Origin of the sequence: Celeribacter baekdonensis, assembly GCF_003047105.1 — a bacterium.
Classification (GTDB): Bacteria; Pseudomonadota; Alphaproteobacteria; order Rhodobacterales; family Rhodobacteraceae; genus Celeribacter; species Celeribacter baekdonensis_B.
This window is the reverse complement of the sequence record NZ_CP028472.1, coordinates 314,830-334,285: the sequence shown is the minus strand read 5'-3', so window position 1 is coordinate 334,285 and position 19,456 is coordinate 314,830. Positions and strand designations below refer to the sequence as shown.

23 protein-coding genes are annotated in these 19,456 nt (G+C 60.8%); 12 read left to right on the top strand and 11 right to left on the bottom strand.

All coding sequences use genetic code 11. The annotated features are described in order from the left end of the window. From DA792_RS01600 to DA792_RS01545, 12 genes are all read left to right on the top strand, one after another. Complete coding sequence (locus DA792_RS01600; RefSeq protein ID WP_159075133.1) at positions 1 to 444, top strand: ExbD/TolR family protein; 444 nt, start codon at positions 1 to 3, stop codon at positions 442 to 444. After that, complete coding sequence (locus DA792_RS23015) at positions 441 to 1,280, top strand: energy transducer TonB family protein (RefSeq protein ID WP_107717811.1); 840 nt, start codon at positions 441 to 443, stop codon at positions 1,278 to 1,280. Before DA792_RS01600 ends, DA792_RS23015 begins: the two co-directional genes overlap by 4 nt. Positions 1,281 to 1,415: 135 nt before the next feature. Next, positions 1,416 to 3,473 (top strand): TonB-dependent receptor domain-containing protein, encoded by a 2,058-nt coding sequence (locus tag DA792_RS01590; RefSeq protein WP_107717809.1) that lies wholly within the window; start codon positions 1,416 to 1,418, stop codon positions 3,471 to 3,473. An 80-nt stretch (positions 3,474 to 3,553) separates the two neighbouring features. Further along, positions 3,554 to 4,615, top strand: a complete 1,062-nt coding sequence (locus DA792_RS01585; protein WP_107717807.1) for a hemin-degrading factor — start codon at positions 3,554 to 3,556, stop codon at positions 4,613 to 4,615. Beyond that, positions 4,612 to 5,478: a heme/hemin ABC transporter substrate-binding protein gene (locus DA792_RS01580; RefSeq protein WP_107717804.1), complete on the top strand. Its 867-nt coding sequence runs from the start codon at positions 4,612 to 4,614 to the stop codon at positions 5,476 to 5,478. Before DA792_RS01585 ends, DA792_RS01580 begins: the two co-directional genes overlap by 4 nt. Positions 5,479 to 5,481: 3 nt before the next feature. Continuing rightward, positions 5,482 to 6,573: a FecCD family ABC transporter permease gene (locus DA792_RS01575; RefSeq protein ID WP_107717802.1), complete on the top strand. Its 1,092-nt coding sequence runs from the start codon at positions 5,482 to 5,484 to the stop codon at positions 6,571 to 6,573. Positions 6,574 to 6,575: 2 nt separating this feature from the next. After that, entirely contained in the window at positions 6,576 to 7,409 is an 834-nt protein-coding gene (locus DA792_RS01570) for a heme ABC transporter ATP-binding protein (RefSeq protein WP_107717800.1), read from the top strand. A gap of 15 nt (positions 7,410 to 7,424) precedes the next feature. Continuing rightward, positions 7,425 to 7,838 carry a hypothetical protein gene (locus DA792_RS01565; protein WP_107717798.1) on the top strand — a complete coding sequence of 138 codons (414 nt, stop codon included), beginning with the start codon at positions 7,425 to 7,427 and terminating at the stop codon, positions 7,836 to 7,838. Next, positions 7,835 to 8,446, top strand: a complete 612-nt coding sequence (locus DA792_RS01560) for a MotA/TolQ/ExbB proton channel family protein (RefSeq protein WP_107717796.1) — start codon at positions 7,835 to 7,837, stop codon at positions 8,444 to 8,446. Before DA792_RS01565 ends, DA792_RS01560 begins: the two co-directional genes overlap by 4 nt. Next, positions 8,436 to 8,819 (top strand): biopolymer transporter ExbD, encoded by a 384-nt coding sequence (locus tag DA792_RS01555; RefSeq protein ID WP_107717794.1) that lies wholly within the window; start codon positions 8,436 to 8,438, stop codon positions 8,817 to 8,819. The genes DA792_RS01560 and DA792_RS01555 overlap by 11 nt, the downstream gene beginning before the upstream one ends. A 3-nt stretch (positions 8,820 to 8,822) precedes the next feature. Next, positions 8,823 to 9,224, top strand: a complete 402-nt coding sequence (locus DA792_RS01550) for an ExbD/TolR family protein (RefSeq protein WP_107717792.1) — start codon at positions 8,823 to 8,825, stop codon at positions 9,222 to 9,224. Continuing rightward, positions 9,221 to 9,994 (top strand): TonB family protein, encoded by a 774-nt coding sequence (locus DA792_RS01545; protein WP_107717791.1) that lies wholly within the window; start codon positions 9,221 to 9,223, stop codon positions 9,992 to 9,994. Before DA792_RS01550 ends, DA792_RS01545 begins: the two co-directional genes overlap by 4 nt. A 37-nt stretch (positions 9,995 to 10,031) precedes the next feature. Here DA792_RS01545 and DA792_RS01540 read toward each other — a convergent pair whose 3' ends face one another. The 11 genes from DA792_RS01540 to zigA all read right to left on the bottom strand — a co-directional run bounded on the left by DA792_RS01540 (position 10,032) and on the right by zigA (position 19,366). Next, on the bottom strand, positions 10,032 to 10,547 hold the full coding sequence (locus DA792_RS01540; RefSeq protein WP_107717788.1) for a DUF3299 domain-containing protein: 516 nt from the start codon (positions 10,545 to 10,547) through the stop codon (positions 10,032 to 10,034). Next, the gene (locus DA792_RS01535; RefSeq protein WP_107717786.1) at positions 10,544 to 11,791 is read right to left on the bottom strand and encodes an ABC transporter permease; all 1,248 of its coding nucleotides are present in this window, start codon (positions 11,789 to 11,791) and stop codon (positions 10,544 to 10,546) included. The genes DA792_RS01540 and DA792_RS01535 overlap by 4 nt, the downstream gene beginning before the upstream one ends. Further along, positions 11,788 to 12,483 carry an ABC transporter ATP-binding protein gene (locus DA792_RS01530; protein ID WP_107717784.1) on the bottom strand — a complete coding sequence of 232 codons (696 nt, stop codon included), beginning with the start codon at positions 12,481 to 12,483 and terminating at the stop codon, positions 11,788 to 11,790. Before DA792_RS01530 ends, DA792_RS01535 begins: the two co-directional genes overlap by 4 nt. Before the next feature lie 2 nt (positions 12,484 to 12,485). Then, entirely contained in the window at positions 12,486 to 13,073 is a 588-nt protein-coding gene (locus DA792_RS01525; protein WP_107717782.1) for a DUF2796 domain-containing protein, read from the bottom strand. Positions 13,074 to 13,113: 40 nt separating this feature from the next. Next, entirely contained in the window at positions 13,114 to 14,115 is a 1,002-nt protein-coding gene (locus tag DA792_RS01520) for an ATP-binding cassette domain-containing protein (protein WP_368074455.1), read from the bottom strand. Then, positions 14,061 to 14,573 carry an ATP-binding cassette domain-containing protein gene (locus DA792_RS23125; RefSeq protein ID WP_368074454.1) on the bottom strand — a complete coding sequence of 171 codons (513 nt, stop codon included), beginning with the start codon at positions 14,571 to 14,573 and terminating at the stop codon, positions 14,061 to 14,063. Before DA792_RS23125 ends, DA792_RS01520 begins: the two co-directional genes overlap by 55 nt. Continuing rightward, positions 14,570 to 15,388 carry an ABC transporter permease gene (locus DA792_RS01515; protein ID WP_107717780.1) on the bottom strand — a complete coding sequence of 273 codons (819 nt, stop codon included), beginning with the start codon at positions 15,386 to 15,388 and terminating at the stop codon, positions 14,570 to 14,572. The genes DA792_RS23125 and DA792_RS01515 overlap by 4 nt, the downstream gene beginning before the upstream one ends. Continuing rightward, the gene (locus DA792_RS01510; RefSeq protein ID WP_107717778.1) at positions 15,385 to 16,314 is read right to left on the bottom strand and encodes an ABC transporter permease; all 930 of its coding nucleotides are present in this window, start codon (positions 16,312 to 16,314) and stop codon (positions 15,385 to 15,387) included. Before DA792_RS01510 ends, DA792_RS01515 begins: the two co-directional genes overlap by 4 nt. Beyond that, on the bottom strand, positions 16,311 to 17,669 hold the full coding sequence (locus DA792_RS01505; protein ID WP_107717776.1) for an ABC transporter substrate-binding protein: 1,359 nt from the start codon (positions 17,667 to 17,669) through the stop codon (positions 16,311 to 16,313). Before DA792_RS01505 ends, DA792_RS01510 begins: the two co-directional genes overlap by 4 nt. Before the next feature lie 142 nt (positions 17,670 to 17,811). Then, positions 17,812 to 18,114, bottom strand: coding sequence for a DUF6525 family protein (locus tag DA792_RS01500; RefSeq protein WP_107717774.1), 303 nt, complete (start codon positions 18,112 to 18,114; stop codon positions 17,812 to 17,814). A 40-nt stretch (positions 18,115 to 18,154) separates the two neighbouring features. After that, on the bottom strand, positions 18,155 to 19,366 hold the full coding sequence (zigA, locus tag DA792_RS01495) for a zinc metallochaperone GTPase ZigA (protein WP_107717772.1): 1,212 nt from the start codon (positions 19,364 to 19,366) through the stop codon (positions 18,155 to 18,157). Between the last annotated feature and the right edge of the window lie 90 nt (positions 19,367 to 19,456).

Here is a 19,456-nt window from a genome sequence, read left to right as displayed (position 1 = left end):
GTGAACCTGTCCGGCCCGCCAAGAAAACGCGTCACGACGGGGCTTTTGCCCATGATCAATGTCGTCTTTCTGTTGCTGATTTTCTTCCTGATTGCAGGTGAAATGCAACCGCCGGAACCGTTTGACATCACCCCGCCCGAGATCGCCGAAGCGCAGGAGGCCGAGGGGGTGTTTTCGCTATTCCTTGATCCAGCGGGCCAATTGGCCTTTCGCGATCTGGTCAGCTCTTTCGAGGCCCGCCAAGCCATCCTGAGTGCGCTTGACACGGACCGGCGCGCCGGATGTGACAGCGGCCAGTGCGACACCGTGGTGCTGGTCCATGCCGACCAAAGCACTCCGGCGCATTTCGTCGCGCAATTGTTGCCACAACTGGGTGCGCTTGGGTTTGAACAGGTCAATCTGGTCACGTCGGGCCTTCGGTCATCCAAGGGGGAGCGGCCATGACGCGCGCGGCTGAGGTTTTGCTTTGTGTTGGTCTGTCGCTTGGGGCGCATGTTGCGTTGATGAGCATAGCGCCGCGCATGAGCGGGGCCGAAGCACAGGGCGATGCTGGCACGCAGCTGGTGAGCATGGCCGCCTCAACCGCAGCACTTGAGACCCTTGTAGAGCAATGGGATGGTTTTGCGCCGCCAGAGAGTCTGACCGAGATCGCGCCGCCCGCAACTCCGACAGAGGCTTTGGATCTGCCGCAAAGAGCCAACGCCTTCCCGATGGCTCTTGATGCGCCGCCGATGACGATGACAAACCTCAGCCCGCTTGCGCCGCAAAGCCCCGATGTCGTGCCCCCGGAGGGGTCAGAACCGCCCAAACCGCCTGCGCCCCCTCCCCCGGCTGCGCCAAAATCCACCCCCGCGAAACCCGCACCCTCTCAGCCGGTGAAACGCCCAAATGCAACCCAATCGGAGGCGCAAAAAGCGGCGGGAGCAGGCGGGCAAACCGCACGCGGCACCAAAGGCACGTCACAGGGCGCCACCGCCGATGCCGGTCAGCGCAAACACGATCTCAGCGCATGGGGTGGCGGCATTCGTGCCGCAATTGAGCGCAAAAAACGCTACCCCTCTGCGGCGCGAGGAGCCAAAGGCAAGGTCGTCTTGCAGATTTCCGTGGCGCGCACAGGGGCACTGCGGAGCGTGTCCGTTGCACGGTCTTCAGGCAATGCCCTGTTGGATCAAGCGGCACTCGCGGCCGTTCAAAGCATTGGCCAGTTTAAACCTGCGCCGCGGTCGCTGACACAAAACGCCTATTCATTTAGCCTGCAAATCAACTTTGCACCGCGCTAACGTCTGAGCTTCAATAGGGTCTTCAGCGCGGCAAATCTTATTCTTGACAAAAACAGTCGCCTTAAATACTTAAACGCAACAGACGCAAGCTCCCCTTTGGCAGCCAGCATTTCCAGGCACCTTGAGGGGATACTTATGATCACGCACACGAGCCTGCGGGCTCTTGTGACGGCTTTGGCTGTCACGCCCGCATTCGCCCTGCCGAGCTTTGCACAAGACGGCACCGGCACGTCCACCGATTTCACCACCGATTCACCCTATGGCGCGTTCATCGGAACCGTCACGCTGGGCGAAAGCCTGCGTGGTATTCAAACCGACACCGCGACCTCAGAGACCGAAATCTCGCAAGAGGAATTGGACGCGCGACAGGCGTCGACCTTGGCCGAATTGCTCGGCACCATCCCCGGCGTGACCCTGTCCAACGCGGCCAGCCCGCAAGGTTCCTCTATCAACATCCGCGGACTTGGCGCCGATGCGGGCACCTACGGGTCCAACACCAAAGTGTCCGTTGTGATCGACGGCGTGTCCAAGGGCCAAGAGGAACTTTACCGCCAAGGCAGCCTGTTGACGATGGAACCAGAGCTGTTCAAATCGGTGCGCGTGGTGCGTGGGCCCGGCGAAAGTTTTCGGTTTTCGGCTGGTGCCATCGGCGGCACAGTCGAAGCCCAAACCAAGGATGCGGCTGATTTTCTTGAGGATGGCGACAGTTTCGCGCTGCGCCAGAAACTCGCCTATGAGAGCAACGGCGACGGGGTGCTGAGCAGCACCATTCTGGCTTTTGCACCGGATGACAAACTCGATGTCTTGGCCTTTTACGGCTATCGTAAAAACGGCGATTACACTGACGGAACCGGCACAGAACAGGCCGATACGGGGTTTGAACTGCCCTCAGCGATGCTGAAACTCAAATATCGCGCGAGCGATGAGTTAAGTTTCACCGGATCGGTGTCCAAATCGCAAAACCGCCTCAAAGACGTTAGCTTTGATTACATCGGGTCTTCGTTTCCCGTCCGCGTCGATGCCGACATCGAGGACACCACCGCCTTTTTGGCGCTCGACTATAATCCGCTCTCGACCGACCTCGTGAATCTGACGGCGAAATTGACCTATTCGGACGAGTTGATTTCCAACGTCTCGGATACAACGTCTTCGGATATTTACAACGCCGACAACCGCACCAAAGGCCTGGCGTTTTCTGTCGAAAACACAGCGCTTTTTGCAACCGGCAGGGTCGATCATTCGGTCTTGACCGGGATCGAGATCGGCAAAAGAACCCGCACCTCAATCAGCGACACCGGCACCAACGCTGGGTCCACCCCCGGTGGTACGGATGAATATGTGGCACTTTATGCCACTGATGAGATGACCTTTGGCGCGCTGACCTTAACCCCGCAACTGCGCTACGAGCATCAGACCCTGACCTCGCGCGACAACGAAGCCCCCTATCGCGGTGTTCCCGGCCCGGCAAATGGCACCACGTTCAAAAAGGACGCTTTGGTTGGGGCGCTTTCTGCCCGCTATGCCGTCACCGATCGTTTCGCGGTCTTTGGCACGCTGGCCTATAACGAGAACTTGCCGATCTTGGACGATCTGCGCTCAGATTTGATCACGACTTCGGAAAAGGCCACAACCGTCGAAGTCGGCGTCTCTTATGATGCCTCCGATGTCTTCGGCGCGGGGGATCGGGTGCGGGCGAAACTGACCGGGTTCAAAACCCATGTTTGGGACAACACCACCTACACCACGGCCAGCTTTGCCTATGGCGATGTGATTGATCTCAAAGGGCTGGAATTCGAGGCCTCTTACGTCACCGGGGCCTATTACGTTGATTTCAACGCCTCGATGACACGCGGCGAATGGGGCACCGGCGAGGATTTCAACAACGCCCCGGCAGACACCGCACAATTGACGTTGGGCAAACGGATGTTTGACACGCAACTCACTCTCTCCACCGAAATCCTCCACGGATGGAGCAACTCCCGCACCACAGGCACAGACGGGGCCACGGCCCCAAGCGATAGCTACACGACCGTGGGTCTGAGCGCGGCCTATATCCCCAACAAGGGCTGGGCCGAAGGTGTCGCATTCCGCGCCTCCGTCGATAATCTCTTTGACGAGGATTACCGCCCCTATCTGAGCAGCCGCACGGCACCGGGGCGCACTGTCACGCTGTCTCTGACCAAAACTTTCTGATCAAATTTCTGATCTTTGCGCGCGTTGGCCCCTTTGCGGCCTCCAACGCGCGCCCTAAACGCACACTAGGACATTACACTATGACCCAACATCTTACCCCCTCCGACATTCGTAACGCCAAGGCTGATGCCACCAATATCCGGGACCGCGATCTCGCCGAAAAACTCGGCATTTCTGAGGCCCAATTGGTGGCCGCCTTCACCGGCACCCATGGTGCGCATCGTGTCACCCGCATTGCGCCTCACCCCGACGACGTCATACCGCGCGTCACAGAGCTGGGCGAGGTGATGGCGCTGACCCGCAATGCGTCCTGCGTTCACGAACGCGTTGGCACGTTTCTGGAGTACCGCGCCGGGCCGCATGCCTCGATGGTGCTGGGGCCGGACATCGACACGCGCATTTTTCCCAAACATTGGGCCTTCGGCTTTGCCGTTGAAGTACCCACTGAGACCGGCAGCCGCAAATCGCTTCAGTTTTTTGATCATGCGGGTGATGCGTTGCAAAAAATCTATTTGCGTGACAGCTCGAACCATGCGGCTTGGGGGCCGCTGGTGTCCGATCTCGCCATCGCGGATCAAAGCGACACACTCCCCGTCGCCCCCCGTGCGCCGGTGCAAGGTGCAACGATGAATATGGACAAGCGCGACGTTTTGCTCAGCGAATGGGCCAAGATGAGCGACACGCATCAATTCAACCGGATCACCAGCAAACTCGGCATGAACCGCCTTGGCGCCTATCGTGCGGCTCTCGGCACCGCGTGGGTGCGTCCGGTTGCGTCGGACCGTGTTGAACCTTTCCTGAATGCGGTGTCCAAGGCGGGTCAAAAGGTGATCCTGTTTGTGGGCAATCCCGGCAATATTCAGATCCATTGGGGCAAGCTTGAGACGATCAAAGTCATGGGGCCCTGGCTCAACGTGCTGGACCCGATGTTCAACCTGCATCTGCGCGCGGATCATGTGGCCGAGGTCTATGTGGTCGAAAAACCGACCAAACGCGGTCCGGCAATTTCGCTAGAAGCCTTTGATGACAAAGGCAATTTGATCTTCCAATGTTTCGGTCAGCGCGACGGTGACACCGATGATCTTGCCACATGGCACGGCATTCTGGCTGCCCTGCCGACCCGTGAGGAGGCCTTGGCATGAGGTCTACCTTTTTTGCCCTCGCGCTCGCGCTTCCCACAGCGGCCGCTGCGCAAAGCTATCCCGATGCGCAGGCCATTGTCGCGATTGGCGGGCCGGTGACGGAAACCATTTTCGCCCTTGGAGAAGGCGCACGGGTGATTGCCCGTGACACCACCTCGCTCTACCCCGAGGCCGTGACGGCACTGCCGGATGTTGGCTACATGCGCCAATTGTCGGCGGAGGGGGTGCTGTCCGTTGGTCCCGATCTGATTGTCACCCGCGACACGGCGGGACCGCCCGAGACGCTTGATCAACTGCGCGCGGCCTCGATCCCGGTGGTCAGCATCCATGACAGTTTCACCAAAGAGGCAGTTTTGGACAATGTGACAGCCATCGGTGCCGCGATTGGTGCAGAAGAGGCGGCGGCGACATTGCACGCCACAATTGCCACACAATTTGTGAACCTTGAGGCCTCTCTCGCCAAACAAACAGAGCGGCCCCGCATCCTGTTCATCCTCTCGAACCAAGCCGGGCGGCTCAACGTCGCGGGTGCGCAGACCGGCGCGAATGGCATCATCGAGATGGCGGGCGGTGAAAACGTCATGGCCGCTGCGTTCAACGGCTACAAGATCATGGGCGACGAGGCGCTGATCGAAGCCGCGCCGGATGTCGTGGTGATGATGACGGGCGAGGCGGATCACGAAGGCCGCGCCGACGAGATCTTTGCCCTGCCCGCTTTGGCGCAAAGTCCCGCCGCGGCTCACGGTCGGTTTGTCCAAATCGACCCTGCTGCGATGGGATTTGGCCCGCGCACCGCGCTCTTTGCGCAAAACTTGCATGACGCGCTTGTGGAAACGCCCTCCCCCAGCAAGGCGGCGGACTGATCCATGGCGTTTATGCCCTCGCGTCTCGCCCTACGCCGCCCCACCACAGCGCTTGCTGGGGATCGCCAAATGCGGGCGCTCGCCCTGCGTATGGCGTTGGGTCTCTCGTTGCTTTTGGTGATGTTGCTCAGTCTCGGTTGGGGCGCGGCCTCCGGCATTGACGTGCCCGGTGCCTTGGCCGCGAAAGCCGGGATCGGCACAGCCAGCCTGCGCGATATGGCCATCGTTTGGGACATTCGGATGCCCCGCATGGTCACGGGCGCGCTTGTTGGTGCGGCCTTGGCGGTGTCTGGCACCGTCATGCAGGGGCTGTTTCGCAATCCTTTGGCCGATCCCGGCCTTGTCGGTGTGAGCGCAGGCGCGGGGTTTGGAGCGGTGGCCGCCATCGTTTTGGGCGGGTTTCTTCCGGCCGCGATCCAAGCCGCCACGGGGGCCGCTCTCATTCCCTTCGCCGCGTTTTTGGGCGGTTGGGCGTCAACGCTTGTCCTCTATAAAATCGCCACACGCGGCGGGCACACCTCTGTTGCGACGATGCTTTTGGCGGGCATTGCCTTGGGCGCGCTCACCGGAGCAGTCACCGGGTTCATCGTCTATCGCGCCAGTGATGATCAATTGCGCGACCTGACCTTTTGGGGCATGGGCTCGGTCGCAGGCGCCACTTGGGCCAAACTCCTCGCCGCCGGTCCCATCATCGTGCTGACCTTGATCAGCGCGCCGTTCCTGGCGCGTGCGCTGGATGCTTTGGCCTTGGGCGAACCCGTGGCCAAACACCTTGGTGTTGATGTCCAGCGGATGAAACGTCTCGCCATTCTCAGCGTCGCAGCCTCGGTTGGGGCCTGTGTCGCGATCACGGGTGGCATCGGGTTTGTGGGCATCGTCGTGCCGCATCTGCTGCGTTTGGTGCAAGGCCCGGTGCACCGTCTGCTCCTGCCCAATGCCGCCATTTTGGGCGCGATTGTGGTGCTGTTGGCCGACATGATCAGCCGCACCGTTGTGGCCCCCGCAGAGCTTCCCATCGGGATTGTGACCGCCGTGTTGGGCGGGCCGTTCTTTTTGTGGATCTTGCTCAAAAACCGCGCGATTTTGGAGATGTAACCATGCTTGAGGCTCATAATATCACCGTCGCCTACGGTGCCCGCCGGGTTCTGGATGGGGTGGATTTCACCGCCAAAGCCGGGGAAATGACCGCCATCGTCGGCCCCAACGGATCGGGCAAAACCACCTTGCTCAAGGCCATCACCGGCGAGATCGGCGCAAGTGGTGTGACCCGTCTGGATGGGCAAAGCATCGCACAGATGTCTCCAGCTGACTTGGCCACGCGCCGCGCCGTATTGCCGCAATCGGGTCATGTTGCCTTTCCCTTTACGGTTTTGGAACTGGTGCGGCTGGGCTTAACACGCGGCTTTGCGACCTCTAGCGCCACGGCACAAGACACCCTGCCCCATCAAGCCCTCGCGCGGGTGGGATTGAGCGGGTTTGAAGCCCGCTCCGTCCAAGAGCTATCCGGCGGCGAGCGGCAACGGGTGCAATTGGCGCGGGTTTTATTGCAAATATGGGAACCCGTTTTGGACGACACGCCGCGGTGGTTGTTTCTCGATGAACCTGTCTCGGCGCTCGATATTGGGCATCAGTTGGTGGTCATGCAGATTGCCCATGATTTTGCCCAAATGGGCGGTGGGGTTGTCGCCGTCATGCATGATTTGAACCTCACCGCCATGTTTGCAGATCGGGTGACGCTGTTGGACCAAGGCCGGGTCAAAGGTGTTGGCACCCCGAAAGAGGTGTTCACCGATGCACATCTTTCGGCCTGTTACGGCTGTACTCTGCGCACCAACACGCCGCCGCCCTTTGGCGGGCCGTGGATTTTGCCACAAGCCGCCTCGCATCACCCCAATCACATCCGCACCTCCGCCGGTGCCCCTCACTCTTGATCTGATGGAGATGACATGATCTTCCCACCAAACCGTTTGATCCCAATGACCTGCGCGCTTTGTCTGAGTGCGGGCGTTGCTGTCGCTTTTGACGCGCCTGTCGTCGAATTGAACACCGCGACAGCCGCGCAGGACGCTTGTCGATTGACCTTTACCGTGACCGCCCCTGCGGGTCTGAGCGCGCTTGAAACACAGACGGTGCTGTTCGACCAGGCGGGTGGCGTGCGCGCCTTTACCCTGTTTGATTTCGGCACCGTGCCCGAGGGCGGGTTGCGGGTGCGGCAATTCGATATACCGCAAACCCGTTGTGACGATGTCGGCATGATCTTGTTCAACAGTGTCGAGACCTGCACCACCTTTGCCGGCAACGCCTGTGGGGGGGATATTTCCTTCACCTCGCGCAGTAACACGATGGAGGTGCAACAATGATGTCCCACACTCTGCTTCGTTTGTCCGAGCTGATTGACTTGGGCGGGCCGGTTGTGGCCCTTTTGATTGGGTTTTCCGTGCTCGCGCTGGCCTGTATCCTGTGGAAAGCACTGGTGTTTTACGTCAACGGCATCGGCGCGCAGGTGTCACGTGGATTTGGTCGCGACATTGTGGTTCAGACCCAAACCGCCAAACGATCCGGGCGGACCGAGGCCGATATTCGCGCCCGCGCAACCGCGCGGATGGAGCGGGATTTCGAACGCGCCGGGCGGGGTCTGCGCCTGTTGGATATCATCGCGCAGGTGGCCCCCCTGCTTGGGCTTTTTGGCACGGTTTTGGGCATGATCACCGCCTTTCAAACTCTGCAATCGGCGGGCGGCACAGCCGATCCTGCGGTGCTTGCAGGCGGGATTTGGGTCGCTTTGGTGACCACGGCGGCGGGTCTGATCGTGGCGATGCCGACCTCGATGGCGCTGTCGTGGTTTGATGGTTGTCTGGAGCGACATGAGCGCGCGTTGCGGGACGCGTTTGAGGAGGTTTTGATGCCCGACATGTTCGACACGTCCGCCTTATCCGAGCGCCTGATGGAGCCGGTCCATGCCGGGTAATCCGCGCGCGTCACGGGGGCGGCTTTCGCTCACCTCGCTGATCGACGTGATCTTTCTGCTGCTGTTGTTTTTCATGCTGTCCTCGACATTTTCGAAATTTGGTGAGGTGAATTTGACCGTCTCCGGCGGCGCGGCGTCACCCGATTTCGACGACACTCCGGTGGTCTTTGCCCGGCTCGATGCCGGTGGTGTTTTGATCAACGGCCGTAGAGCGGCATTGGCCGATGTCAGTGCTGCCGTTGATCCGTTTCGCCGCGACGGCCACGCCCGCCTGTTGTTGTCGGTGTCAAAAGACGCCGACGCGCAGGGGTTTGTCGACGTGGTCCATGTGTTGAGTGCCCTGCCCAACACAAGATTTGCTGTTTTGGAGTGAACCATGCGTCGCCTGTCCACCCGCCGCACGTCTCGCACAGAGCCGACATTGCCGCTGATCAATGTCGTGTTCTTGATGCTGATCTTTTTCCTCGTGGCGGCACAGGTCGCTCGCCCCCTGCCCTCGGAGGTCACATTGGTGCGCACCGATGATCCCGATGTGGTGCCGCCGCCTGATGCCTTGGTGCTGATGCAGGACGGTTCCTTGATGTGGCGCGGGACAGCGACGACGGTCGAGGCCTTTGTGACGGCGACCACGGCTGACACATCAGCACCCTCTGGCGGCTTGCGCATTTTGCCCGATGCCCGCGTGCCCGCGCAGACCTTGGTGGCTTTGGCGCGCGACATCGCCATCGCAGGTGGCGGCACAGATGTCCGGCTGATGACCGAAAGGGCTTTGCCATGAAAAAAACTTGGTTTTTTGGCGCGCTTTGTGTCTCTGTCGGAGCGCATGTCTTTGCCGCCGGTTGGATGCCCGCCGCACCCGCGCCGATTTTGGATGGTGGCGCGGTGGCGGGTGATGTGGCGCTTGGGTTGGGGTTCGAAGACTTGGTCGCAGGTTCCGTGCATCCGGTTGTTCCGATGGAAACGCCGCCTGTTCCTGCGACTCAAACGCCTGAGGTCTCGCGCCCGGATATGCGCACCCCGACCGAAGCCCCCGCCCCGCCCAAGGCGCTTGTGCCCGACAGTCCGCGTGTGACAGCACAAGCCCCACAGGAGCGCATAACCGCGCAAGCACCGCCACCAAAATCACCACCAAAGCCCGCTGCAAAAACAACAACGCAACCGCCCGCCACATCTGGCAATGCCGAAACACATGCCAAAAAAGGCGCAGCAACGGCAACGCCGGGCGGCACAAAAGCACAGGCATCGCAAAAACCCGTCAAATCCACGGCATCGACCGCCGGAGATGGGGCCGTTCGGTCCTATCAAAGTCAGATTTTGCGCAAAATCGCGCGGGTGCCAAAACGCTCTGCGGGCGCGCGGGGCAAAGCGATGGTGGGTCTGACCATCACCGCCTCGGGCAGGATTTCAAACGTGGCGATTGTGCAAAGTTCGGGCCACGCCGGGATCGACAAAGTCGCGCTTGCCCAAGTCCAACGCGCTGGCCCGTTTGCACCGACACCAACAGGACAACCGATCAAATTTGTCGTGCGCTTCGAGAGCAAAGGCTGAGCCGGACTCTTTTGAGGGACCAGACAAAGGCATGCCGCTACCAGTCGTAAAGCTCGATCTTACGCGCCACGATCTCATAGCCAATCTCGGCGATCTCCGTCGATTGCAACCGGGCGTTCAGCCGGCCGTAGACCCATATCGCATCCAACAGCTTGTCCAAGGGCCAGGGCGTTTGTGAGGTCACATAGACCAACTGATTTGCCGGTGGTGGCGGCACGTGGATGCAAGCGCCCGTATAGGGTGCCAAGATAAATGCGCTCACGCCCTCTGCTCCGATCTCCAACGGAACGATGTAGCCCGGCAATTTGACCGATGCGCCATCCAGCGCCGTGTTCAACTTGGTCGCGTTCTCGTCAAAGATTGGGTTCCATGTGTCGTTTTTCTCATCAAGCGCGCCTTCGCCGATGATTTCGGAATAGGGCACGCCGGGCGGGATCAGCTCCTCCCAGGTGAGGTCCTGAAACGGCATGGCAAATGCCATACGCGGGAGCGCAGCGGTTGCGAGGGCAAGACAGCCGAACTGTCTGCGCGTGAGGGGGAGCTGTGTTTTCATATCCGCACCATCATGCCATCCGCGAGCGACAAGCGATAGGCCCTCAGCGCCGGAATAAGGCTGGTGAGCGCCGCCGCGCCGATGACGACACCAAGCGCCAAGAGGTCGCGCAGCGAAGGTGGCTCAATCGGCAACCAAATCCCAAAGGCGGCGTCCACCCAAGGCTGTCCAATCACGAGGCCGAGGTACAAAAGCCCGAGGCCAAGCAAAGCCGCCACCACCGCCATCAGCGTCGCCTCAAGCACCAAAAGGCCCAAAATGGTGCTGGGCCGTGCCCCCATCGCGCGCCAAATCGCCATTTCTCGTCTGCGCTCATTGAGGCTTGAGAAAATCATCGCCATCATGCCGATCAGTGCCGTCACCACCACCATCGCGGACACGCCGATCAGGGCGGTTTCGGCCACCCCGACGATTTGCCAAAGTTCCTGAAGCGCCACTCCCGGTAGGACGGCCAACACAGGTTCCTCGGGATAATCGTTGACCCAGCGTTGCAGGCCAAAAACCTGTAACCGCGACTTGACCCCAACCAGGGCCGCCGTGATTGCCGTAGGCGTCAGGTCCATGTCGCGAATGACCTCGCGCGGCGTGATCTGGCCGGACTTCGCGCCCGTTTGCCAATCGACATGGATGGCCTCAATCGCCTCAAGGCTGACGATCACCGTTCGGTCCACCGGCGTCCCGGTTTTGGCGATGATGCCCGCAATCCGAAACGGTTGATCGTCATGGGCGGTGAAGGAGGCAAGCCCATGCGACACGATGATCGGATCGCCGACAGAATAGCCCAAACTGGCGGCCACATCGGCACCGATGACCGCATCGTAAAGGTCTTCAAGCCCGTGGCCTTCGGGGATCTCTAACGCCCGGCCGCCGCGGTATTTGTAATGTTCAAAAAACCCCGATGTTGTGCCCATGACGCGAAACTGACGATGGCTGTCCCCCAATGAGATTGGCACGATCCAATCCACCTCGGGGCGGGCTTTGATGTCTTGATAACTGTCCCAAGTGACGTTGTTGGTGGCATTGCCGATGCGAAAAACGGAATAGAGCAAAAGCTGTACCGACCCGGAGCGCGCCCCGACAATCAGGTCCGTGCCCGAGATCGTGTCGGCAAAACTGGCGCGTGCGCTGGTGCGGATTTTCTCCACACCAAGGAAAAGCGCCACCGAAAGCGCGATGGCCAAAATCGTCATGCCAACCGTGAGGGCGCGCGCGCGCAAAGACCCGATGGCCAGACGCAAGATCATGCTGCGCTCCTTTCCGTGTTCACAAGATCGACAAGGTGGAGCACCCGGTCAAACCGCGGGGCGAGCCGTTCATCATGGCTGACCATCAACAACGACGACTGCGCCTCGGTTGTGCGGTCAAACAACAGGCGGAGAAAACTGTCTTGGGTCGCGGCATCGAGCGCCGAGGTGGGTTCGTCAGCGACGATCAAAGGTGGTGCACCGATCAGGGCGCGCGCCACCGCGACGCGTTGTTGCTGACCCACACTCAACCGCCCCGCTTGGATGTGCAAAACATCGCCCGGCAGGCCAAGTGCTGTGCACAGCCGGGCGGCTTCTGTCACCGCGACCCCGGCGCGGGTCCGCCGTTTGGGCGCAAAGCGCAGCGGCAAGAGGATGTTGTCGATGACCGTCGCGTAGGGCAGCAAATTGAACTGCTGAAAGATCACGCCGATCTGTTCGGCCCGGAACCGGTCGCGGCCGCCCGTACCTAAGGTGCCAAGGTCGGAGCCACCAACCAAGACCCTACCCCGCGTGGCGGGGACGATGCCGCAGATCAGAGACAGAAGCGTGGATTTCCCCGACCCGCTGGCCCCGAGCAGCAAAACCCGTTCACTTGGCGCCACCACAAAGGCCGGACATGTCAAAGAAAACCCGCCCTGCCCCGGCCAGGAAAAGGCAACATCATCAAGAGCAAGGGCGGGTGTCGTCATGTTTAGTCCAATGTCAATTCAGCGGTCGAGCGGCCGATTTCCGCCGCGCCTGCGCCATGGGCGGTGATATAGCGTGCCTCAATCTCCTGCGCGTTTTCAAAGCGTTCGAAGAAGGGGAAGCCAAGGGTGGTGAGCTTTTCGGGGTGGCTACAGGCAAAGATGTAGCGCGCGTGGAATTCGCTATGTGCTCCGGCCTCCGTGTGATCGTGGCCCTCTCCCTCATCATGGCTATGCGCATCGGTCGCCTCGTCGTGATCATGGTCGTGATCGTTGTCGCCCGCGTGAAGATGGGCCAACACTTCGGTCACCCGACAGTCCGCAGCCTGAGGCAATGATATGACATTTTCCGGCAGCAATATTGCCCGGATCGCTGCCTCGACTTTATCCTTATCCGCATCCGTTTTGGCGGCGTATTCAAAGCCGACAAGATCCATACCGGGGGACATAAGGTTCATCTCGACGATCGTGCCTTCGACGGCCAAATCCAACGTGCTGACGCCATGGACATGGGCGTCCAGTTCGCGGGTCTCTTGCGCCCAAAGCGGTGTGGCGGTGAGGGCGACCATAAGGGCAAGGCGGGTGGGTTTCATAAAGGGTCCTTTCGGGGTCATATAAGTCAAAATATGGCGGTTATTGCAACGCAGATGCGGTCTGGCGTTTGGGCGGCGCTTTGGTGTGGCGCACCGGCATGCCTAACGGCAGGATGGTGTCGGCGGTGCTGCGGATCAGCGCCGCATCATGGCTGACCAACATAAGGGCCACGCCGTCTTGCTCGGCGGTCTCCGTCAAAAGTGCGATCACTTTGGCTTGGGTGATCGGGTCCAGTCTTGAGGTTGGCTCATCCGCGAACAGAAACGCGGGTTTGCGCAATAACACCCGCAACAACGACAGGCGCTGAAGCTCGCCGCCCGACACCGCGCCGGGTCTGCGCCGCAACAGGCTGGGGTCCAGCCCGAGACGGTCCATAAGGGCGTCGATCTGCTGCGTTCGTCCGCCGATCAGCGTCACCATATCCATCATCGTGTTGCCAATCGTGCGTTTGCGGGGAAAGCCTGCGACCGGGTCTTGGTACAGCTTTTGAAAGGCGTGAGGCCGAACATCAGGGCGCCGCAAAATAGCCCCCTCCGTTGGCGCAACCAGCCCAAGGATTGCGTCCCCGAGCGAGGATTTCCCGCATCCCGAAGGCCCGGTAACGCCGAATATTTCCTCCGGTTTGATGTCCAACGTGACGCGCTGAAACAGGGTTTGTTCGCCGCGCACCACGGTCAAATCGCGCAGACTTACGACAGGGTCGTGGGACTTGATCCCTGAGCGTCGTTGCGGCCAGTTTTCGGGATCGGCGGCGAAAAGTTCCTTGGTGTAGTTGGCTTGCGGCGCGGCAAAGACGCGCTCTGTTGCACCGCTTTCCACGACCTCGCCTGCGCGTAAAACAATCATTTTCCCGCCGATCTGACGCGCCAGAGCTAGGTCATGGGTGATCACCATCAACCCGCCAGTCTGGCCCATTTCATTGAGCAAAAGCTGTGCCACCTCGTCGCGACGCGCGGCGTCCAATCCCTTGGTGGGTTCATCTGCAATCACAATCCGCGCGCCGCCTGCCCGCGCTGCGGCAATCGCCACGCGTTGTGCCATGCCGCCGGACAGTTCATGCGGAAACCGCCCCCGGCCCCGGACAGACCCAGCGCAGAGAGATCGGTGTTCGCGCGAGACAGGGCCTCGGATGCGCTGAGACCGCGCACCAACCGATGTGCCTCTGCAATCTGACCCTGTGCGCGCATCAGCGGATCAAGCGACAGCCAAGGCTCCTGTGGCAACACGCCGATGGCACGGCCCCAAAGGCCGCGAAACTGATCCGGAGCGGCGGCATTGAGGATATGTGCCCCGATGGCAACGCGCCCCTTGGCGCTCAGGTCTTCGGGCAGCGTCCCCATAAGCGCTTGCGCAATCAGGCTTTTGCCCGACCCGGTTTCGCCCAGAATGACCAAGGGCTCGCCCGGATCAAGATGCAGCGACAGCTGCGCCACAAGCGGGGTGTTTCCATCGCGCACAGAATTGCGCACGCAGAGGTCTTCGGCACTCAAAAGGCTCATGTTGCGCGGCTCCCGGCCATAAGGGTGAGGCCCAAAAGCAGGGCAAAGCTCGCTACAACCGGCGAGAGCAACGCCAGCGGTGCTTCGCGCCAATAGGGCAATAATTCGACCATCATCAGACCGAGTTCCGGCGTTGGTGCGCGCATGCCCACATGGACAAACCCGAGGGCTGCAATGGCCATGATCGCCGTGGCGGTGCCAAAAGCGGCGGCTGTCAACATCATCGGTGCGATTTCTGGCCAGATGTGAACCCGAAAGAGGTAGACGGGGCCGAAGCCCAGCAACCGCGAGGCTTGCACGGCAGGGGAGGCCAAGGTGTCGCGCGTGGCGGCGCGGGTGAGCCGAAAGAATTCGACCCAAAGCACCAGCGACAGCCCAAGCCAAAACCCCAATGCGGTTGCGGGCACCATGGCGAGAATGATCAAGACCAAAAGCAAACCCGGCAGGGCCAAAAGCGCGTCGGCCAGCATCGACAAAATCCGATCAACCCAGCCGCCTTTGGCCGCCGCAAGCGTGCCAAGGACAAGTCCCAAAGCCCCCGCCGTGGCCACCGCCGCCAAGGCGATCAGTGGCGAGAGGTGCAGGGCGTGGGCCAAACGGTGAAACACGGAGCGACCAAGGTGATCATAGCCCAAGGGGGCCAAGGCGTCGGGACCTGAGAGGGCCTTGATCAAGGATTGTGCCAAAGGATCACCCGGAACGACCCATGGACCCAGAAAGGCCAGCAGAGCGACCCCCAAGACGAGACTTGCACCAATGCTGCGTGACAGCGGCAAAGCCGCACGGCGCGGCGCGGAAAGAGCAACCACGCTCATGCCGCCACCCTCGGATCAAGTCGCCGTACCGCGAGATCAATCGCGGTATTGACGAGGACAAAACCAAGCCCCAGCACCAGCGCCGTGCCCTGAACCATCGGAACGTCGCGCGAGAAAATGGCATGGACCAGCGCGTGACCGATCCCGGGCCAGCCAAAGATCGATTCGACGATGATCACGCCTTCGACGAGCGTCACGAATTGCAGGCCCAGATAGATGATCAACGGCACCGAGACATGACGCAGCCCGTGGCGCAGCAGGGTTTCGCGTTCAGACAGGCCTTTCCACTGGGCAAACCGCCAAAACGGCATATCCGCGATCCGAGCCATCGCATCGCGGGTGATCCGGGCATTCACAGCGGCCAGTCCAAGCGCAAGCGTCAGGCTCGGGAGGATGAAATGGCGCAGATCACCATGGCCCGCAGCGGGCAACCAACGCAGTTGCACCGCAAGGATCACGATCAGCACCAGCGCCAATAGAAACTGCGGCATGGCCTTGATCCCGGTTGAGGTGATCAGCAAGACACGGTCCAAAAGCCCGCCGGGCCGCAAACCCGCGATCACGCCCAAAGGCGGTCCGATCAACAGCGACAGCAAAAGGGCCGCGCCCGCCAGAGAGGTCGACGCACCAAGTTGATGCGTGATCTCCTCCATCACTGGCCGTCCCGACACGAGGGAGGTGCCAAAATCAAACCGCACCAAATCGCCCAGCCAGTGTAAAAATGCCGGAAACGCTGGGCCATCAAGGGCCAGTTCTGCACGCACGGCGTCGGCGCTTGCGGCATCGACATTGTCATAGCCATAGCGTCCCGCCGCGATCCGCCACGCCGCGTCTCCGGGCAGGCTGCGCATCATCATGAAGGTCGCTGTGCCAATCAGAAGCGCAACCATGAGCGCCTGAATCAGCCGCGTTACCACCGCGTTCATTGCGCCCACCGCATGTTTTGCAGGCCAAAGGAGCGCTCATAGGGATCAATGGTTGCGCCTTCGACCCGGTCAGAGACGGCAAGTGTGAGTTGATACCATGCGACCGGAATGATCGGCAGGTCGGCGTGCAAAATGGCCGCTGCCGCCCTGCGGTCCTCAGTGCTCTCTTCGCCGCGCGCGATCGCCCGCACCAGGCTGGCAAACTCTGCATTGTGCCAATTCATTGCGCCCCAATCACCATTGTCGACATAATCGGACAGCACGGTGCCAATCGGGTCCGGGATCAGAGAAAAATTGCGGGCGATGAGGCCGAGATCAAGGGACCCGCTTTGATGTCCGGCGGGAATTTCAGAGGAATTGGTGGTGTTGATCGTCACATCGACGCCAATGGCACGGAATTGTTGTTCCAACACGGCGGCAATCAAAGGCAGTTCAGGGCGATCCGCATAGGTGGTCAATGTCAGGGCGAATCTTGCGCCGTCACGGGTCAAAATGCCGTCTTCCTCCGGCACCCAGCCCAAATCCGCCAAGAGGCGCTTTGCGGCCTCAACGTCATAGCTCAACGGCGCGAGACCCGCGTCATGCCAACCTGCGACGGAGGGTGGGAAAAGCTGAGATGCGCCTTCGGGATAGCGCAAAACCGCCTTGGCGATGCCGGTGCGATCAATGGCAAGGCTCAACGCGCGGCGGGTTTGGGCGTCTGAAAGGAAGGGATGACCGGCGTTGACCTTGATCAGCAATGTGCGGGGAATGGGGACGGACAAAACCTCAACCGCATCGAGCATCCCTAAACGTGAGACACTGGCCGGATCGAGGCCAAAGACGAACTCGGCCTCGCCGGACTCGGCCATCAACGCGCGGGTTTCGACCCGGCTGACGCCCGAATAGGTGACATCCGAAATATGCGGCGACGGCCCCCAATATCCGTCAAATACCGTGGCGTCGAGGCTCAGCGGTGGCTCCAATGCGGTGATCCGATAAGGCCCGGTGCCGATGATGGCGACCCCTGCCCCATCGGCGGCGTAGGAGGCCGGTGCAAGAATTTGCGACCGGGCTTCGGCCAAAAAGGCCGGAAGGGCGGCCATAGGGTCGGACAGGGTGAGGATGACCTCGTCTTCTCCGGCCTCAAGCGCGGTGATTGGTAGCCCTGCCAAAGGCCCGGGTTTGCCGCGTGCGATGGTCAGTGCGTTGACCACACTGTCGGCGGTCATCGCCGTGCCATCATGAAACATGACGCCCTTGCGCAGGCCAAAGGTCCAGACTAACCCATCCTCGGACACCCGCCATTGCGTGGCCAAACCCGGTGTGAGCGTGCCGTCGGCATCGGCGTTGACGAGGGTTTCCGCCACGCCCATGCGCGAAAAAATATGTCCGCTGGTTGCGGGTTCGGGGCTTTGATTTCGAAAGCGGCGACAACGTCAAGCGTGTCATTGGCATGGCCTAGGCTTGGGAGCGCAAGGCAAAGGAGTGCGGCGGCTCTGCTCAGAAAAGGTCGTGTCATGTGGGGCGGTCCTGATGTGTGAGAGGGGTGGCGGCCTTAGAGGCTGCAAATGCATAGGTGCTGTCGCGGGCGAGGGTTTTTTGTTCGGCGCGATCAAGGCGCGCTAATATCTGTGCAAGCCCTTCGCCCCGCGCCTGTGCCCGCCGTACGATTTTGCGACAGGATGCGGGTGACCACGGCAATGTGGCCTCTGACAACCACGCGCGCACGGGGGCGGGCAAGTTGTCATAGGCGCGCATCGGGTCTTCACTGCGGCGTTTGGGTTTAAGGCCCGTGGTGCCTCGGTTCGTCGCTCTCATCGCGCCGCCTCCGAGGCCTCTGGGCAATGGCGAAGAGGGCTCATGCCACCGCCGCACGCCGCCAGACCGGAAAGGGATCAGGCAAATCGGTCCGTGCATCGGGGCTGGCGGCCAGATGTTCGGGCACAAGGCAGGCGTCCAAACGCGCCTTGAGCGTGGGCCAGTCGATCCCCGAGCCGATAAAGACGATTTCCTGCCTGCGGTCGCCCCAAGGTTCGGCCCAATGCGCGGTCATATAGTCGCGCGCGCTGTCATTGTCCGGCCAGCGGTCTTTGGGCACCGAGGCCCACCATGTGCCAAGAGGTTTGACCGACGACAGCGCCCCGGCAAGCGAGAATTCCGCCACCCAATCCGGCTGTGTCGCGATCCAGAAATGGCCTTTGGCGCGGATCACGCCGCTCATCTCACCGTTCAATACCGCCATGATTTTCTCTGGTTCAAACGGTCGGCGGGCGCGGTAGACATGGCTGGTGACGCCGTATTCTTCGGTCTCGGGCACATGATCGGCAAAGCCATAAAGTTCCTTGGCCCACATCGGATGTTCATGCGCCTTCTCAAAATCAAACAACCCGGTGTCGAGGATCGCTTCCGTCGGCACCTCACTGTGATTGGCCTCGATGATCCGTGCATCGGCGTTCAGGCTGCGGATGATTTTGCGCGCGGCGTCTACCTGCTGCGGATCGGCGTCACCGACCTTATTGAGGATCACCACATCGGCAAATTCGATCTGTTCGACCAAGAGGTTGACCAAGGTGCGTTCGTCTTCGTCGCCCAGCGTTTCGCCCCGGTCGCGCAGGAAATCATGGCTGGAATAATCCCGCAGCAGGTTCACGGCATCGACCACGGTCACCATCGTATCGAGGCGCGACACATCCGACAGGCTCTCGCCGGCCTCATCCCGAAAATCAAAGGTCGCGGCCACGGGCAGAGGTTCAGAAATTCCGGTCGACTCGATCAACAGGTAGTCAAACCGGCCATCCTCGGCCAGCCGCCGCACCTCTTGTAAAAGATCGTCTCGCAGGGTGCAGCAGATGCAGCCATTCGACATTTCGACCAATGTTTCATCTGTATGGCTGAGGTTTGCCCCCCCCTCGCGCACCAGATCGGCGTCGATGTTGACCTCTGACATGTCGTTGACGATCACCGCCACGCGCCGCCCCTCGCGGTTGTTCAACACCCGGTTCAAAAGCGTGGTTTTCCCCGCGCCGAGAAAGCCGGACAAAACGGTGACGGGAAGGCGAGGATCGGTCATGGGGCATCTCCTGTGGTGCACAACATGTCAAAATCTGCGCGGGGCAGCCTTCGGCATGATATGTTACTTTATAACGTAACAGTTCAGATA

Coding starts and splice junctions, on each gene's coding strand:
- DA792_RS23015 (WP_107717811.1), top strand. CDS start 441: ATGACGCGCGCGGCTGAGGTTTTGCTTTGTGTTGGTCTGTCGCTTGGG.
- DA792_RS01590 (WP_107717809.1), top strand. CDS start 1,416: ATGATCACGCACACGAGCCTGCGGGCTCTTGTGACGGCTTTGGCTGTC.
- DA792_RS01585 (WP_107717807.1), top strand. CDS start 3,554: ATGACCCAACATCTTACCCCCTCCGACATTCGTAACGCCAAGGCTGAT.
- DA792_RS01580 (WP_107717804.1), top strand. CDS start 4,612: ATGAGGTCTACCTTTTTTGCCCTCGCGCTCGCGCTTCCCACAGCGGCC.
- DA792_RS01575 (WP_107717802.1), top strand. CDS start 5,482: ATGGCGTTTATGCCCTCGCGTCTCGCCCTACGCCGCCCCACCACAGCG.
- DA792_RS01570 (WP_107717800.1), top strand. CDS start 6,576: ATGCTTGAGGCTCATAATATCACCGTCGCCTACGGTGCCCGCCGGGTT.
- DA792_RS01565 (WP_107717798.1), top strand. CDS start 7,425: ATGATCTTCCCACCAAACCGTTTGATCCCAATGACCTGCGCGCTTTGT.
- DA792_RS01560 (WP_107717796.1), top strand. CDS start 7,835: ATGATGTCCCACACTCTGCTTCGTTTGTCCGAGCTGATTGACTTGGGC.
- DA792_RS01555 (WP_107717794.1), top strand. CDS start 8,436: ATGCCGGGTAATCCGCGCGCGTCACGGGGGCGGCTTTCGCTCACCTCG.
- DA792_RS01550 (WP_107717792.1), top strand. CDS start 8,823: ATGCGTCGCCTGTCCACCCGCCGCACGTCTCGCACAGAGCCGACATTG.
- DA792_RS01545 (WP_107717791.1), top strand. CDS start 9,221: ATGAAAAAAACTTGGTTTTTTGGCGCGCTTTGTGTCTCTGTCGGAGCG.
- DA792_RS01540 (WP_107717788.1), bottom strand. CDS start 10,547: ATGAAAACACAGCTCCCCCTCACGCGCAGACAGTTCGGCTGTCTTGCC.
- DA792_RS01535 (WP_107717786.1), bottom strand. CDS start 11,791: ATGATCTTGCGTCTGGCCATCGGGTCTTTGCGCGCGCGCGCCCTCACG.
- DA792_RS01530 (WP_107717784.1), bottom strand. CDS start 12,483: ATGACGACACCCGCCCTTGCTCTTGATGATGTTGCCTTTTCCTGGCCG.
- DA792_RS01525 (WP_107717782.1), bottom strand. CDS start 13,073: ATGAAACCCACCCGCCTTGCCCTTATGGTCGCCCTCACCGCCACACCG.
- DA792_RS01520 (WP_368074455.1), bottom strand. CDS start 14,115: ATGGCACAACGCGTGGCGATTGCCGCAGCGCGGGCAGGCGGCGCGCGG.
- DA792_RS23125 (WP_368074454.1), bottom strand. CDS start 14,573: ATGAGCCTTTTGAGTGCCGAAGACCTCTGCGTGCGCAATTCTGTGCGC.
- DA792_RS01515 (WP_107717780.1), bottom strand. CDS start 15,388: ATGAGCGTGGTTGCTCTTTCCGCGCCGCGCCGTGCGGCTTTGCCGCTG.
- DA792_RS01510 (WP_107717778.1), bottom strand. CDS start 16,314: ATGAACGCGGTGGTAACGCGGCTGATTCAGGCGCTCATGGTTGCGCTT.
- DA792_RS01505 (WP_107717776.1), bottom strand. CDS start 17,669: ATGGGCGTGGCGGAAACCCTCGTCAACGCCGATGCCGACGGCACGCTC.
- DA792_RS01500 (WP_107717774.1), bottom strand. CDS start 18,114: ATGAGAGCGACGAACCGAGGCACCACGGGCCTTAAACCCAAACGCCGC.
- zigA (WP_107717772.1), bottom strand. CDS start 19,366: ATGACCGATCCTCGCCTTCCCGTCACCGTTTTGTCCGGCTTTCTCGGC.